The sequence below is a fragment of the Streptomyces sp. NPDC001728 genome (genome assembly GCF_040297565.1).
Lineage (GTDB): Bacteria > Actinomycetota > Actinomycetes > Streptomycetales > Streptomycetaceae > Streptomyces.
Genome location: NZ_JBEOZK010000022.1, coordinates 40,403 through 54,560, shown reverse-complemented (window position 1 = coordinate 54,560; position 14,158 = coordinate 40,403). Strand labels below are relative to the sequence as shown.

Below are 14,158 nucleotides of genomic sequence, written 5' to 3'. Positions count from 1 at the left end.
CCTTGTCCGGAGCGAGTCCGTCAGCATCGGGTGGGCCCCGGGGCAGGGCCGGTACGAGGCCGTTGCGCGACCGTTGTACGGCACGACAGCTGACGGACCGTCAGATCAGCGCTACCGTGAAAGCCATGGAGAGCATGGAGAGCACGGAGAACACCGAGACGTTCCCGAGGATCATCTCGGTGGACGACCACACCGTGGAGCCCCCGCACGTCTGGCGGGACCGGCTTCCGTCCCGGTACCACGACACCGGCCCCCGGATCGTTCGCGCCCCGCTGAAGGAGATGACCTTCCTCGGCGGGAAGTTCGCCCCGGTCATGGGGGCCAAGGGTGACGAGGGCCCGGTCGGTGACTGGTGGGTCTACGAGGACCTGCACCGGCCCCTCACCCGGCTCGACACCGCCGTCGGCTACGACCGGGACGAGATACGCCTCGAAGTCATCACGTACGAGCAGATGCGGCCGGGTTCGCACTCGGTGCCCGACCGGCTGGCCGACATGGACGTCAACCACGTCCAGTCCGCGCTCTGCTTCCCCACCTTCCCCCGCTTCTGCGGGCAGACCTTCACCGAGGCGAGCGACCGCGAGCTGGGGCTGCTCTGCGTCCGCGCCTACAACGACTGGATGGTGGAGGAGTGGTGCGGGCCCGAGGCCCACGGGCGGCTGATCCCGCTCACGCTCATCCCGCTCTGGGACCCGGAGCTGGCCGCCGCCGAGGTGCGCCGCAACGCCGCGCGCGGGGTCAGGGCCGTGGCGTTCTCGGAGATCCCGCCGCACCTCGGGCTCCCCTCGGTCCACACCGACCACTGGGACCCCTTCTTCCGGGCCTGCGACGAGACCGGCACGGTCATCGCCATGCACATCGGCTCGTCCAGCCGGATGCCGTCCACCTCGGCCGACGCCCCGCCGGCTGTCGGCTCCACGATCACCTTCGCCAACTGCTGCTTCTCGATGGTCGACTGGCTGATGAGTGGCAAGTTCGAGCGCTTCCCCAACCTGAAGATCATGTACGCGGAGGGGCAGATCGGCTGGATCCCGTACATCCTGGAGCGCGCTGACGTCGTCTGGGAGGAGAACCGGGGCTGGGGCGGGGTCGCGGACAAGGTGCTGCGCCCGCCGTCGGAGCTGTTCGCCGGGCATGTCTTCGGCTGCTTCTTCGACGACGCCTTCGGGCTGCGGAACCTCGACGCGATCGGGGCGGGAAACGTCCTGTACGAGACGGACTACCCGCACTCGGACTCGACCTGGCCCAAGTCGCGGGAGGTCGGCGAGGCGCAGATGGGTCATCTGGCCCCGGAGGTCGTCGACCGCATCGTCCGAGGCAACGCGATCGACCTCCTGGGTCTCACGAAGGACGGCCTCTGGGCCCCCTGACCGAGGGTCGCCCGGCCGGGTCGCCCCCACCCCTTGCCTGATGGACCGTCAGATACGACCATGGGCCCCGCCCAGTGAAGTGACGGTCCGTCAGGCGCCGGTGTCGAGGAGGTCCCATGGTGGTCTACGGGATGCAGTTGCCCGTTCAGTCGCAGTCCGTGCTCTATGCCGAGCCCTGGGAGGCGGACGCCGGGCCCGGTGATCTGCTGGCCGTCGCGCGGGCCGCCGAGGAGTACGGCTTCGACTACCTCGCGAGCTGCGACCACGTCGCCATCCCGCGCCGGCTCGCCGAGGCCATGAGCACCGTCTGGTACGACCCGGTCGCCACGCTCTCCTTCCTCGCCGCCGCCACCCGGCGGGTCCGGCTCCTCTCGCACGTCGCCGTCGTCGGGCTGCGCCATCCGCTCGTCACCGCCAAGGCGTACGCGACGCTCGACCACCTCTCCGGCGGCCGGCTGGTCCTCGGGGTCGGCGCCGGGCACGTCCAGGAGGAGTTCGAGGCGCTCGGCGTGGACTTCGCGCGCCGGGGCGCCGTGCTCGACGAGACCGTCGACGCGCTGCGGGCCGCACTCGGCCCCGAGGAGTACCCGGAGCACCTGGGGGAGCGGTTCGCCTTCAAGGACCTGGGCCAGCGGCCCCGGCCCGCGCAGCCGCGGGTCCCGCTCTGGGTGGGCGGCTCCTCCCCGGCCGCCGTGCGCCGCGCCGCGCTCAAGGGCGACGGCTGGCTCCCGCAGGGCGACCCGCGCGAGCAGCTCGCCGAGCAGATCCGGAAGCTGCTGCGGCTCCGCGCCGAGGCCGGGATCGCCGAGCCGATCACCGTCGGCGCCATCGCCGAGCCGCTCTACGTCGGCGCGCCCGCCTGGCGGGTCGGCCGGCGCACCCTGACCGGCGCGCCGGAGGAGATCGCCGCCTCCCTGCGCGCGTACGGGGAGATGGGCGTGCACCAGATCCAGGTCCGGTTCCGCTCCCGGAGCCGTACCGAACTCATCGACCAGATGGCGGCCTTCGGCACGGAGGTCGCCCCTCACTTGTAGGGAGTACGGACATGGGCAAACTCGACGGGCGGGTCGTCCTCGTCACCGGAGCGGCGCGCGGGCAGGGCGAGCAGGAGGCGCGGCTGTTCGCCGCCGAAGGGGCCCGGGTCGTCCTCGCGGACGTCCTCGACGAGGCCGGTGAGGCGCTGGCCAAGGAGCTGGGGGAGGAGCGGGCCGGGTACGTCCACCTGGACGTGACGGAGGAGGCCGACTGGGCCGCCGCCGTGGCCTTCGCCAAGGAGCGGTTCGGGAAGATCGACGGGCTGGTCAACAACGCCGGCATCCTCCGCTTCAACGAACTGCTCTCCACCCCGCTGGAGGAGTTCCAGGCGATCGTCTCCGTCAACCAGACCGGCTGCTTCCTGGGCATCCGGACGGTCGCGCCCGAGATCGCGGCGGCCGGCGGCGGCACGATCGTCAACACCTCCTCGTACACGGGGCTCACGGGGATGGCCGGGGTCGGCGCCTACGCGGCCTCCAAGCACGCCGTCCTCGGGCTGACCAGGGTCGCGGCCCTGGAGCTCGCCTCGAAGGGGATCCGGGTGAACGCGGTCTGCCCGGGGGCGATCGACACCGCCATGAGCAACCCGGAGGGCGTGGACCCGGCGGCCACGGCCGAGCTGTACCGGAAGCTCGTGCCGCTGGGGCGGATCGGGCGTCCGGACGAGGTGGCGGCCCTCACCCTCTTCCTGACCGGGGAGGAGTCGGCGTACATCACGGGCCAGCCGTTCGTGATCGACGGCGGCTGGCTGGCCGGGGTCAGCCTCTTCTGAGAGGCGCGCCGGCCCGTAGCTGACGACTCATCAGGTATTGACCGCACCTGCCGCGCGGTGCGACAGTCGGGCACATCGCAAATCTGACGGCGCGTCAGAAACTCCGTCAGACACTCACGAGGACGGTGAACCCCCTTGGAATTCGGGATCTTCGTACAGGGATACGTCGGCAAGCGAGCCGAGACCGATCCCGAAGCCGAGCACAAGGCGCTCATGGAGGAGACCGAGTACGTCATCCAGGCGGACAAGTCCGGGTTCAAGTACGCCTGGGCGTCCGAGCACCACTTCCTGGACGAGTACTCGCACATCTCCGCCAACGACGTCTACCTGGGCTACCTCGCCCACGCCACCGAGCGCATCCACCTCGGCTCCGGCATCTTCAACCCCCTCGCCCCGGTCAACCACCCGGTGAAGGTGGCCGAGAAGGTCGCCATGCTCGACCACCTCTCCGGCGGACGCTTCGAGTTCGGCTCCGGCCGCGGCGCGGGCTCCCACGAGATCCTCGGGTTCATGCCGGGCATCACCGACATGAACCACACGAAGGAGATCTGGGAGGAGACGATCGCCGAGTTCCCCAAGATGTGGCTCCAGGAGGAGTACGTCGGCTTCCAGGGCAAGCACTGGTCGCTGCCGCCCCGCAAGATCCTTCCCAAGCCGTACGGGAAGTCGCACCCGGCCATGTGGTACGCGGCCGGCTCCCCCTCCTCGTACGCGATGGCCGCGAAGAAGGGCCTCGGCGTCCTCGGCTTCAGCGTGCAGAAGGTCTCCGACATGGAGTGGGTCGTCGACTCCTACAAGACCGCGATCAAGGAGGCCAAGGCGGTCGGCGACTTCGTCAACGACAACGTCATGGTCACCTCGACCGCGATCTGCGCGGAGACCCACGACAAGGCCGTCGAGATCGCCGTCTCCGGCGGACTCAACTACCTCCAGTCGCTGCTCTTCCGCTACCACGACACCTTCCCCCGGCCCGAGGGCATCCCCGAGTGGCCCGAGCTGCTCCCGGAGTACTCGGCCGAGATCATCGAACTCCTCATCCAGGAGGAGCTGATGATCTGCGGCGACCCCTCGGAGGTGCTCGCCCAGTGCAAGCGCTGGGAGGCGGCCGGCGCCGACCAGCTCTCCTTCGGCATCCCGATCGGGATCTCGTACGAGGACACGATGAACTCGATCAAGCTGATCGGTGAGCACGTGATCCCCGAGATCGACACGGACCCCGTCCACCGCACCACCCGCTTCCGGCAGGCGGCGGGGGAGTAGCGAATCCTCCCCCAAGCTCTTCGACCAGGGGGGTACCCCCACGTGGGCGGCGTCTTCCCGGACCGCCGCCCGCAGATGCCCCGACCGCGGCGGCCCGCGGCCGGGGCACGCCCGCGTCCGGGCACGTCAGGGCGCGGGCAGGCCCGCACCCCGCGCGGAAACGCACCCCCGCGTCCAGCGCAGAAGTGAAAGGGACCGTCATGCTCGACCACCTCATCACGGGCGCCACCGTCGTGGACGGCACCGGCGCCCCCGCCTTCACCGCCGACGTCGGCATCCGTGACGGGCGCATCGCCCTCGTCGCCGAACCCGGCACGACGAAGGAGCGCGCCCGGACCACCGAGGACGCCACCGGCCTGGTCCTCACCCCCGGCTTCGTCGACCCGCACACCCACTACGACGCCCAGCTGTTCTGGGACCCGTACGCCACCCCCTCCATGAACCACGGCGTCACCACCGTCGCCGGCGGGAACTGCGGTTTCACCCTCGCCCCGCTCCACCCGGACCGGCCCGAGGACGCCGACTACACCCGCCGGATGATGTCCAAGGTGGAGGGCATGGCCCTCAAGGCCCTGGAGGAGGGCGTCGACTGGGGCTGGTCGTCCTTCGCCGAGTACCTGGACGCCCTCGACGGGCGGATCGCCGTCAACGCCGGCTTCATGGTCGGCCACTGCGCCCTGCGCCGGTACGTGATGGGCGCCGACGCCGTCGGCGGGCAGCCGACGCCCGAGCAGCTGGACGCCATGGTCGCCCTGCTCAAGGCGGCCATGGAGGCCGGCGCCTGGGGCCTGTCCACCACCCAGTCCTCCACCCACTCCGACGGCGACGGCGCCCCCGTCGCCTCCCGGCACGCGGGCCCCGAGGAGCTGATCGCCCTCTCCCGGGCGGTCGGCGAGCACGAGGGCACCCAGCTGGAGGCGATCCTCGCGGGCTGCCTCGACCAGTTCTCCGACGACGAGATCGACCTCTTCGTCGAGATGACGGCGGCGGCCGGCAGGCCGCTCAACTGGAACGTCCTCACCATCGACGCCGCCGTCCCCGAACGCGTCCCGCGCCAGCTCACCGCCTCCGAGCGGGCCCGCAAGTCCGGCGGCCGGATCGTCGCGCTCACCATGCCGATCCTCACCCCCATGAACATGTCCCTCGGCACGTTCTGCGCGCTCAACCTCATCCCCGGCTGGGGCGAGATCCTCGCCCTCCCCGTCCCCGAGCGGATCGCGAAGCTCCGCGACCCCGAGGTGCGGGCCGAGATGCTGCGGCGCGCCGACTCCAAGGAGGCCGGCGTCTTCCGGCGCCTCGCCCACTTCGGCCGGTACGTCATCGGGGACACGTACAGCCCCGAGAACGAGGGCCTGACCGGCCGGGTCGTGAAGGACATCGCGGCCGAACGCGGCCAGGACGCCTTTCAGTGCCTGGTCGAGATCTGCGCCAACGACGAGCTCAGGACGATCCTGTGGCCGATGCCCAGCGACAACGACCCCGCCTCCTGGGCGCTGCGCCGTGAGACCTGGGACCACGAGGACGTGATGCTCGGCGGCTCCGACGCCGGTGCGCACCTGGACCGGATGTGCGGGGCGCCGTACACGACCCGCTTCATCGGCGACTGTCTGCGCGGCCGGAAGCTGGTGCCGCTGGAGCGGGCGGTACGGATGCTGACCGACGACCCGGCCCGGCTCTTCGGGCTCCGCGAGCGCGGCCGGATCACCGAGGGCTTCCACGCCGACCTGGTCCTCTTCGACCCGGAGCGGATCGACGCGGGCCCGGCGACCCTCGTGCACGACCTGCCGGGGGACAGCCCGCGGCTCGACTCGCGGGCGATCGGGATCGTGTCCGTGCGGGTCAACGGCGTGGAGACGGTACGGGACGACGAGGTGACCGGAGCGGTCCCGGGGAAGGTGCTGCGCTCCGGCCGCGACACGAGGACGGTGGCGACGCGATGACCGGCGACGTGAGGACCGAGAAGCTCTTCATCGGCGGGGAGTGGGTCGAGCCCGAGGGCGGGCACTACGAGGTGATCGACCCCTCCACGGAGGAGGTCGTGGGCCTCGCGCCGGAGGCCTCCCGGGCCCAGGTGTACGAGGCCGCCGCCGCCGCCCGGGAGGCCTTCGCCTCCTGGTCCCGCACGAAGCCCGAGGAGCGGGCGGCGATCCTCGACCGGGCCGCCGACCTGATGGCCAGGGACGCCGAGGCGAACACCCTGCTGGCGCGCGCCGAGACGGGCGCGACGACGGGGACCGCGCGCGGGATGCAGGTCGCCGTCGGCTCCTCCCGCTTCCGGCGGTACGCGCGGGGGGCCATGGAGCCGGTCGAGCAGGCGCTGCCCCCGCAGATCAACGAGGCGGGGCCGATGGGGAAGGCCGGGGTGTTCGGCGCGGTGGCGGTGCGGCGCCCGGTCGGCGTGGTCACCTGCATCACCTCGTACAACAACCCCTGGGCGAACCCGGCGGGCAAGATCGCCCCGGCGCTCGCCATGGGCAACACGGTGCTGGTGAAGCCGGCCCCGCAGGACCCGCTCTCGGTGTACGCGATGACCCGGGCGCTCGCCGAGGCCGGGGTCCCGGCGGGCGTGGTCAACGTGGTCACCGGGTCCTCGGTGGAGTCCGGGCAGGCGGCCGTGGACTCCCCGGACGTCGACATGGTGTCGTTCACCGGCTCCACGGCGGTCGGCCAGGCGATCGGCGAGGTCTGCGGGCGCTCGCTCAAGCGGCAGCTGATGGAGCTGGGCGGCAAGGGGGCCGCGCTCGTCTTCGACGACGCCGACCTCGACTCGGCGGTGATGGGGATCGGGACGACCTTCGCCTTCTACAGCGGGCAGATCTGCACCGCCCCGACCCGGGTGCTCGCGCAGCGCGGGATCTATGAGCGACTGATCGAGAGGCTCACCGGCTATCTGGCCTTCATGAAGGTGGGCGACCCGGCGCAGAAGGGCACGGTGGTCGGCCCGGTGATCTCGGCGGCCCACCGCGACCGGGTGGAGTCGTACGTCGAACTCGGCCGCAAGGAGGGGGCGCGGGTCGTGGTGGGCGGCGAGCGCCCCGACTTCGACCGGGGCTTCTACGTGGCCCCGACGCTGCTCGCCGACTGCACGAACGAGATGCGGGTGGTCCGGGAGGAGATCTTCGGCCCGGTCGTGGTGGTCGTCCCCTTCGACGAGGAGGAGGAGGGGATCGCGCTCGCCAACGACAGCGACTACGGCCTGATCGACTACGTGTGGTCGGGCGACGTGGCCCGCGCCTTCCGCGTCGCGGCCCGGCTGCGGGCCGGCGGGGTGGGCGTGAACACGATCGGCCGGAACATGGAGGCGCCGTTCGGCGGATTCAAGAAGAGCGGTGTCGGGCGGGACGTGGGCTCGTACGCGCTGCACGCCTACAGCGAGCTGCAGGCGGTGGTGTGGCCGGGCTGAGCCCGGTGCGGAGGCGTCCGGGAGAGCCTTCGGAAAATTCCTCGGGAAAATTTGGAAACGGACATATGGGGCAGAGCTGCGGTTCCCGCATATCGGACACTCGGTGACCGGCCTACCAGTTGGTCGGTCGTCGTGGTGGTCGATCTTTCAATCATCGGTCGATGGCTGGATTTCGCCTCATAATGCAAGGCGATGATCGATCAAGTGAGCGGACTCTGATCCTCCGGATGTGGAAACCGCAGCATTTAACGTCCTGTTCATGACTCAGGTGGAAGCCCGGCCCCAGGCCGGAGACGCGGTAAGGGGCGTCCAGGCCCCGGGCGACGCCAACGGCGTGCGCACCAAGGGCCTCGGCGGGAACTCCGTCGGCCTCCTCGGCAGCGCCGTCATCGGCATCTCGACCGTCGCCCCCGTCTACTGCCTGACCTCGACGCTCGGCTCCACCGCCGGCGAGGTCGGACTGCAGATGCCCGCCGTCTTCCTCGCGGGCTTCCTCCCCATGCTCCTCGTCGCCTTCGCGTACCGGGAGCTCAACAAGGTCATGCCCGACTGCGGCACCTCGTTCACCTGGACCGTCAAGGCCTTCGGGCCGAAGATCGGCTGGATGTGCGGCTGGGGCCTCGTCATCGCGACGATCATCGTGCTGTCCAACCTGGCCGGCGTCGCGACCTCCTACTTCTGGCTCCTCGTGGGCGAGATCAGCGGCAGCGACTCCATCGGCGCCCTGGACGACAACAAGGCCGTCCACATCGTCACCTGCCTGGCGCTCATCGCCGCGGCCACCGCGATCAGCTACCGGGGCATGACCGCCACCAAGGGCGTGCAGTACACCCTCGTCGGCCTCCAGCTCGTCGTCCTCGCCGTCTTCGTCGGCATGGCCCTGTCGAAGGCCGGCGACTTCGAGACCTCGGTCGACTTCTCCTGGTCCTGGATGAACCCCTTCGCGGTCCAGTCCTTCGCCGCCTTCACCGCCGGTCTCTCCCTCTCGATCTTCATGTACTGGGGCTGGGACGCCTGCATGGCGACCAACGAGGAGACCACCGGCAGCGCCAGGACCCCCGGCCGCGCCGCGCTCATCGCGATGGTCGTCCTGGTCGGCTCCTACCTGGCCACCGGCGTCGCCGCCCAGATGGTCGTCGGCTCCGGCGAGAAGGGCCTCGGCCTCGCCAACCCGGAGACCTCCGACAACGTCTTCGCCGCCCTGGCGGGACCGGTCATGGGCCCGACGCTCGGCATCCTGCTGTTCGTCGCGGTCCTCGCCTCGGCCGCCGCCAGCCTCCAGACCACGTTCATCCCGGTCGCCCGTACGGTGCTCGCGATGTCCACGTACGAGGCCCTGCCGAAGTCCTTCACCAAGGTCCACCCGGTCTTCAAGACCCCCGGCAAGGCCACCGTCGTCGCCGGTGTCGCCACCGGCGTGTTCTACACGGTGATGACCCTGGTCAGCGAGCACGTCCTGGTCGACACGATCTACGCGCTCGGCCTGATGATCTGCTTCTACTACGCGCTCACGGCCTTCGCCTGCGTCTGGTACTTCCGCGGCGAGCTGTTCCGCACCGTCCGCGACTTCGCCTTCAAGGGCCTCCTCCCGGCGCTCGGCGGGGTCATGCTCACCGCTGTCTTCGGCAAGACGCTCTACGACATGTGGGACCCGGCGTACGGCTCCGGCTCCGCCGTCTTCGGCGTCGGCTCGGTCTTCGTGATCGGCGTCGGACTGCTGCTGCTCGGCGTGGTGATCATGCTGGTCATGCAGCGCAGGAGCCCCGCGTTCTTCCGCGGCGAGGTCCTGACGAAGGAGACTCCGTCGCTGGTCGTCGCCGACTGAGGCGACCCGGACGAGTGAGTTCCTGAGTCACAGAAACGCGAAGGCGGCGGCCCGTGGGGGGTCCGCCGCCTTCGTCATTCCCCGCGTACGGCTCAGCGCCCGGGGAGCAGGCGCTCCACCGCCGCGTTGGCGGGCGGCAGCTGGGGCGTACCGGCCGCGGGCTTGGCCTTGGGAGTCAGGACGCCGCTGAGCGGCACCACCGAGGGCAGGTTCACGCCACCGGTGTCGGCGGCGGCCGTCCCGGCGGCGGAGAGACCGCCGGTCGCGGCGAAACAGGTCAGGGCGACTGCGGTGAGCATCTTCTTCATGCCCGCACCAACGCGGACGGAGCGGATCCGGTTACGACCGGCGGACCGCGCCCCCGCATGCGTACGAATGGTGCGGGGCCCGTGCGGTCACGGGCCCCGCGGTCACAGGGCCACGCCGGCCGGCTGGCGCACGGTGACGTTGAGCCGGTTGAACAGGTTGGTCACGGCGACCATCAGCACGATCGCGGCGAGCTGCCTCTCGTCGTAGTGGTCGGCCGCCGCGTCCCAGATGTCGTCCGGCACCGCGTCCGAGGTGTCGGCGAGCCGGGTCGCCGCCTCGGCCAGCGCGAGGGCCGCGCGCTCCTCGTCGGAGAAGTACGGGGCCTCCCGCCAGGCGGCGACGGCGAACAGCTTCTCGTCGCTCACACCGCTCTTGCGGGCGCTCTTCGCGCCGTAGTCCACGCAGAAGCCGCAGCTGTTGATCTGGCTGGCCCGCAGGTGCACCAGCTCCAGGGTCGATTCCGGCACCCCGCCCTGGCGGGTGGCCTTGACCAGGCTCTGGATCGCGGGGCCGGCCTCGGGAAGGACATAGGCGGGGTTGGTCATCCGGGCCTTGGGCTCGTGCGCCATGGTGATCGCTCCTCGGTGTCGTTCGTGCGTCGCTTTCACCGCACTGACGGACCGCGCGAGGAAGGTGTGACAGATCCAGGGAAGTTCTTTCGGACGCCCGGACCGGGGCAGTCGGGCTCGGTGGCCGGTCCGGCCACCGAGGACGGCGGGTGCCGCAGGGTGAGGACGTACGCCGCGGTCAGCGCGACCGCGCGGTCCTCGTCCCCGGCCAGGTCCGCCAGGGCCCGTGACGCCGTCGGCCCCGGGATCTCCGCGAGCGCCTGGGCCAGCCTGCGGCGTACGGACGGCTCCGTGACCGCGCGGGCGAGCCGGCCGGCCAGCCCGGCGGCGATCTCCTCCGCGAGCCCCGGATCGGCCGCCAGCACGCCCAGCGCGTCCGCCGCGTCGGAGTCGTTCCGCTCCGCGACGACCAGGTCGAGGAGCGCCGGGACCGCCTCGGCCACCCCTCGCGCCCCGAGCGCCGGGGCCGCGTGCCCGCGGACCACCGCGTCGGGGTGGTCGAGGGCCTCCCGCAGCAGCGCGGTCGCCCCCTCGCCGGGGATCTCGACGAGGGACAGCACGGCCCGCTCGCGCACCGCGGCCACCGGCGAGCCGAGACCCTCCGCGAGCAGCGCCGGTACGTCCCCGCCCGCCCGTGCCAGCGCCCAGCGCACGGCCCCCGCGACGATCGGGTCCGGCTCGGCGAGCACCGCTTCGACCAGCGCCTCCGCCGGTACGGGCACGTCCCCGGCCGTGGACAGGGCGGCCCGCTGCCGCGCCCCCGGGCTCGCCGACCCCAGCCCCCGCAGGAGCGCGACCGTCCGGAGCACGTCCTCCCAGCCGGCGGGCTCCGAGGCGTCGATCCGGCGCAGCCGGGTCAGCAGCTCCGTCTCCGCCGCGATGCGCTCCCGCGTGCGGCGGACGAGGTCGTCGACGAGCCGCGCGGGCGCGAACCCGGGGTCGTCGAGCGCGCGCCCCACCTCGTGCAGCGAGAGCCCCAGCGACCGCAGGCTCTCGATGTGGAAGACGCGCCGGATGTTCTCCTCGGAGTACTCCCGGTAGCCGGATCCGGTACGACCCGTCGGCCGCACCAGGCCGAGCCGCTCGTAGTGCCGGAGCATGCGGGCGCTCACCCCGGACCGCCGTGCGACCTCACCGATCAGCACCGCCTACCGTCCTTCCCCGCCGTCCCCGCCGAGGGCCATGATCCGCTTCGCCTCCTCGACCGCGCTCTCGAACCCGGCGTCCGGATCGTGCCACAGCCGGTCCGTGGCGAGCGCGTGCGCGCGCACGCCGGGGCCGGGGGCGTCCGTCGCGGCGGCCAGCACCGGCAGCATCGCCTCGCCGAGCGCGATCAGCGCCCGGCTGAGGCTCAGCCGGGTGGCGCGGGGGCCGCGCCCGAGCTGGGACGCGAGGGCCAGCGCAAGCGCGTACTCCTCACCCTCGGGTACGAGGACCACCGCCGCCCGCCAGGCGCACCGGGCCACCTCGTCGTCGGCGTCGGACAGCAGCTCCGGCGTGATCACCGGCCACGCCCCGCGGTCCCCGATCTTGGACAGGGTGTGCAGGGCCTGGCTTCGCGCCTGCGCCCGCTCCGAGCGGACCTCGTCGACGAGCAACGGGACCGTCGCCGCCGCCGGGTGCCGGGTGAGTGCCCAGGTCAGCATCTCCCGCACGGAGAAGTCGGGCTCGACCGCGCACCGCTCGACGAGCCCGCCGACGAACGCCGGGTCGGGGCTCGTCCCGACCGCCAGCGCGGCCCGCAGCCGCACCGACGCGCTCTCGTCCGTCAGGCCCCGGAGCGCCCGCGCCCCGGTCGTGTCCTCTGCTCGCATGCTCATCGGGAGCACCTCCTCGGCGCCCACTGAAGAGCTTGTCACCGTGTCAAGGTCAAGCGTCCGGGGCCTCCGCGATCAGGGCGGTCGCGACCGTACGGAAGCCGAGCCGGCCGTAGAGCCGGGCCACGTCCGCGTCCGAGGCCGTCAGGAACACCAGCTCCGTGCCGTGGGCGCGGGCGTCCGCGACGAGGGCGGCGGTGACCGCGAGCCCGAGGCCCCGGCGGCGCGCCGCCGGGACGGTGCCGACGCCGACGACCTCGGAGACCGCTCCCACGGGCTGGTGCTGTCCGGCAGCGAGGGCATTGCCCGAGCCGTCGAGGGCCGCCGCGAGCCGGGTCAGACCGCCCGTGATCCGCTCGGCGATCCGCGCGGCGGTGCCGGGCTGCGGCTCCTCCCCGAAGGCGGCGTACGGGGCGGCGACGGCGCTCTCCAGCGCGGGGTCGTCCGGGCGCACCATCCGAACGGTGAAGCCCTCGGGCCCCGGTACGGCGAGCGGCTCGCCCGCAAGGACCATCAGCGGGTGCTCGTGCACGGTGAGCCCGGTCGCCTCCACGGCGGCCCGCAGCCCCGGTGTCGTCTCCGCCACCCATTCGAAGGCCTCGGGAACCCCCAGCTCCCGCTGCCGGGAACGCACGTCCTCCACGGCTCCTGCGGACACCTCGCCCTCGTGCCCGAGCGTCGGACGGGCGTAATAGGGCCAGCCCCGCCCCTCCTGCACGAAGAGGGTCAGCGGCCCGAACGCCTCGGCGCGGGCGGAGGAACGGGGGACGGTGTCGTAGTACGTCTCGATCTGCTTCAGCACGCGGCCACGGTAGGCGGAGGGGCCGGGCGGGCGCTCGGGGATTTCGGTCCGGGCCGGGAACACGGCGGTACGCGCCCGTGCCGCGCCCCTCGGAAATCCGGGCCGTACGCCCTACCGTGCCGTCATGCGGATCTCGACCACGATCTTCCTGACCGACGAGACCATCACCCCCGTGCGGCTCGCGCGCGAGCTGGAGCAGCGCGGATTCGGCGGGCTCTACCTCCCCGAGCACACCCACATCCCCGTCTCCCGGGAGACGCCCTACCCGGCGGGCGGTGAGCTGCCCCGCGAGTACGGCCGCACCCTCGACCCCTTTGTGGCCCTCGGCCAGGCCGCCGCCGTCACCGAACGCCTCCTGCTCGGCACCGGCGTCACGCTGCTCGCCCAGCACGACCCGATCGCCCTCGCCAAGCGGATCGCCACCCTCGACCACCTCTCCGGGGGCCGCTTCACCCTCGGCGTCGGCTTCGGCTGGAACCGCGAGGAGGCCGCCGACCACGGCGTCGAGTGGCCGGCCCGCCGCGAGCTCGGCCGCGACCGGCTCGATCTGATGAAGGCCCTGTGGGCGCCGGAGCCGACGGCGTACGAGGGGGCGCACGGCGACTCCGTACGCGCCTCGGAGGCCTGGCCGAAGCCGGCCGGCGGCGCGCCCCGGATCCTCCTGGGCGGCGCGGCGGGCCCGAAGCTCTTCGCGCAGATCGCGGCGCAGACGGACGGCTGGATGCCGATCGGCGGCCGGGGCCTGACGGAGTCGCTCCCGGTCCTGCGCGACACCTGGGAGGCGGCGGGCCGCGACCCGAAGACCCTCCAACTGGTCCCGTACGCGGTCCTGCCGACCCCCGGCAAGCTGGCGCACTACGCGGAACTGGGCTGCGAGGAGATCGTCCTCCAGCTGCCGCCGGGGGACGAGACGGAGGTGCTGGGGGTGCTGGACACGTACGCGCGCCACCTCTGAGCGACGACTCGTCGTACGTTCCGGTGGGTACGGCACCTGTC

13 protein-coding genes are annotated in these 14,158 nt (G+C 72.2%); 8 read left to right on the top strand and 5 right to left on the bottom strand.

The annotated features are described in order from the left end of the window. Nucleotides 1–125 precede the first annotated feature (125 nt). From ABT154_RS27520 to ABT154_RS27490, 7 genes are all read left to right on the top strand, one after another. On the top strand, nt 126–1,370 hold the full coding sequence (locus ABT154_RS27520; RefSeq protein WP_351860107.1) for an amidohydrolase family protein: 1,245 nt from the start codon (nt 126–128) through the stop codon (nt 1,368–1,370). Between the two features lie 116 nt (nt 1,371–1,486). Then, complete coding sequence (locus ABT154_RS27515) at nt 1,487–2,404, top strand: LLM class F420-dependent oxidoreductase (RefSeq protein ID WP_351860105.1); 918 nt, start codon at nt 1,487–1,489, stop codon at nt 2,402–2,404. A gap of 11 nt (nt 2,405–2,415) precedes the next feature. After that, the gene (locus tag ABT154_RS27510; protein ID WP_351860103.1) at nt 2,416–3,177 is read left to right on the top strand and encodes an SDR family NAD(P)-dependent oxidoreductase; all 762 of its coding nucleotides are present in this window, start codon (nt 2,416–2,418) and stop codon (nt 3,175–3,177) included. Nucleotides 3,178–3,312: 135 nt separating this feature from the next. Beyond that, the gene (locus ABT154_RS27505) at nt 3,313–4,437 is read left to right on the top strand and encodes an LLM class flavin-dependent oxidoreductase (protein ID WP_317874536.1); all 1,125 of its coding nucleotides are present in this window, start codon (nt 3,313–3,315) and stop codon (nt 4,435–4,437) included. A gap of 200 nt (nt 4,438–4,637) precedes the next feature. After that, nucleotides 4,638–6,377, top strand: a complete 1,740-nt coding sequence (locus tag ABT154_RS27500) for an N-acyl-D-amino-acid deacylase family protein (protein ID WP_351860101.1) — start codon at nt 4,638–4,640, stop codon at nt 6,375–6,377. Further along, nucleotides 6,374–7,840, top strand: a complete 1,467-nt coding sequence (locus tag ABT154_RS27495) for an aldehyde dehydrogenase family protein (protein WP_351860099.1) — start codon at nt 6,374–6,376, stop codon at nt 7,838–7,840. The genes ABT154_RS27500 and ABT154_RS27495 overlap by 4 nt, the downstream gene beginning before the upstream one ends. Nucleotides 7,841–8,099: 259 nt before the next feature. After that, the gene (locus tag ABT154_RS27490) at nt 8,100–9,665 is read left to right on the top strand and encodes an APC family permease (RefSeq protein WP_351860097.1); all 1,566 of its coding nucleotides are present in this window, start codon (nt 8,100–8,102) and stop codon (nt 9,663–9,665) included. Nucleotides 9,666–9,757: 92 nt separating this feature from the next. Here ABT154_RS27490 and ABT154_RS27485 read toward each other — a convergent pair whose 3' ends face one another. The 5 genes from ABT154_RS27485 to ABT154_RS27465 all read right to left on the bottom strand — a co-directional run bounded on the left by ABT154_RS27485 (nt 9,758) and on the right by ABT154_RS27465 (nt 13,162). Next, nucleotides 9,758–9,973 carry a hypothetical protein gene (locus tag ABT154_RS27485; RefSeq protein WP_351860095.1) on the bottom strand — a complete coding sequence of 72 codons (216 nt, stop codon included), beginning with the start codon at nt 9,971–9,973 and terminating at the stop codon, nt 9,758–9,760. Between the two features lie 102 nt (nt 9,974–10,075). Next, on the bottom strand, nt 10,076–10,543 hold the full coding sequence (locus ABT154_RS27480) for a carboxymuconolactone decarboxylase family protein (RefSeq protein ID WP_351860094.1): 468 nt from the start codon (nt 10,541–10,543) through the stop codon (nt 10,076–10,078). Between the two features lie 35 nt (nt 10,544–10,578). Next, nucleotides 10,579–11,688, bottom strand: coding sequence for a HEAT repeat domain-containing protein (locus tag ABT154_RS27475; protein ID WP_351860092.1), 1,110 nt, complete (start codon nt 11,686–11,688; stop codon nt 10,579–10,581). A gap of 3 nt (nt 11,689–11,691) precedes the next feature. Further along, a complete protein-coding gene (locus ABT154_RS27470) occupies nt 11,692–12,363 on the bottom strand; it encodes a HEAT repeat domain-containing protein (RefSeq protein WP_351860090.1) in 672 nt (223 codons plus the stop codon). Between the two features lie 49 nt (nt 12,364–12,412). Further along, nucleotides 12,413–13,162 carry a GNAT family N-acetyltransferase gene (locus ABT154_RS27465; RefSeq protein ID WP_351860088.1) on the bottom strand — a complete coding sequence of 250 codons (750 nt, stop codon included), beginning with the start codon at nt 13,160–13,162 and terminating at the stop codon, nt 12,413–12,415. Nucleotides 13,163–13,286: 124 nt separating this feature from the next. Between ABT154_RS27465 and ABT154_RS27460 the strand changes: the two genes are divergently transcribed. Then, nucleotides 13,287–14,117, top strand: coding sequence for a TIGR03619 family F420-dependent LLM class oxidoreductase (locus ABT154_RS27460; RefSeq protein ID WP_351860086.1), 831 nt, complete (start codon nt 13,287–13,289; stop codon nt 14,115–14,117). Nucleotides 14,118–14,158 lie beyond the last annotated feature (41 nt).

Bases quoted from the DNA above. Each gene is read 5' to 3' on its own strand.
- ABT154_RS27500 (WP_351860101.1), top strand. From the start codon at position 4,638: ATGCTCGACCACCTCATCACGGGCGCCACCGTCGTGGACGGCACCGGC.
- ABT154_RS27510 (WP_351860103.1), top strand. From the start codon at position 2,416: ATGGGCAAACTCGACGGGCGGGTCGTCCTCGTCACCGGAGCGGCGCGC.
- ABT154_RS27480 (WP_351860094.1), bottom strand. From the start codon at position 10,543: ATGGCGCACGAGCCCAAGGCCCGGATGACCAACCCCGCCTATGTCCTT.
- ABT154_RS27495 (WP_351860099.1), top strand. From the start codon at position 6,374: ATGACCGGCGACGTGAGGACCGAGAAGCTCTTCATCGGCGGGGAGTGG.
- ABT154_RS27515 (WP_351860105.1), top strand. From the start codon at position 1,487: ATGGTGGTCTACGGGATGCAGTTGCCCGTTCAGTCGCAGTCCGTGCTC.
- ABT154_RS27470 (WP_351860090.1), bottom strand. From the start codon at position 12,363: ATGAGCATGCGAGCAGAGGACACGACCGGGGCGCGGGCGCTCCGGGGC.
- ABT154_RS27485 (WP_351860095.1), bottom strand. From the start codon at position 9,973: ATGAAGAAGATGCTCACCGCAGTCGCCCTGACCTGTTTCGCCGCGACC.
- ABT154_RS27460 (WP_351860086.1), top strand. From the start codon at position 13,287: ATGCGGATCTCGACCACGATCTTCCTGACCGACGAGACCATCACCCCC.
- ABT154_RS27520 (WP_351860107.1), top strand. From the start codon at position 126: ATGGAGAGCATGGAGAGCACGGAGAACACCGAGACGTTCCCGAGGATC.
- ABT154_RS27490 (WP_351860097.1), top strand. From the start codon at position 8,100: ATGACTCAGGTGGAAGCCCGGCCCCAGGCCGGAGACGCGGTAAGGGGC.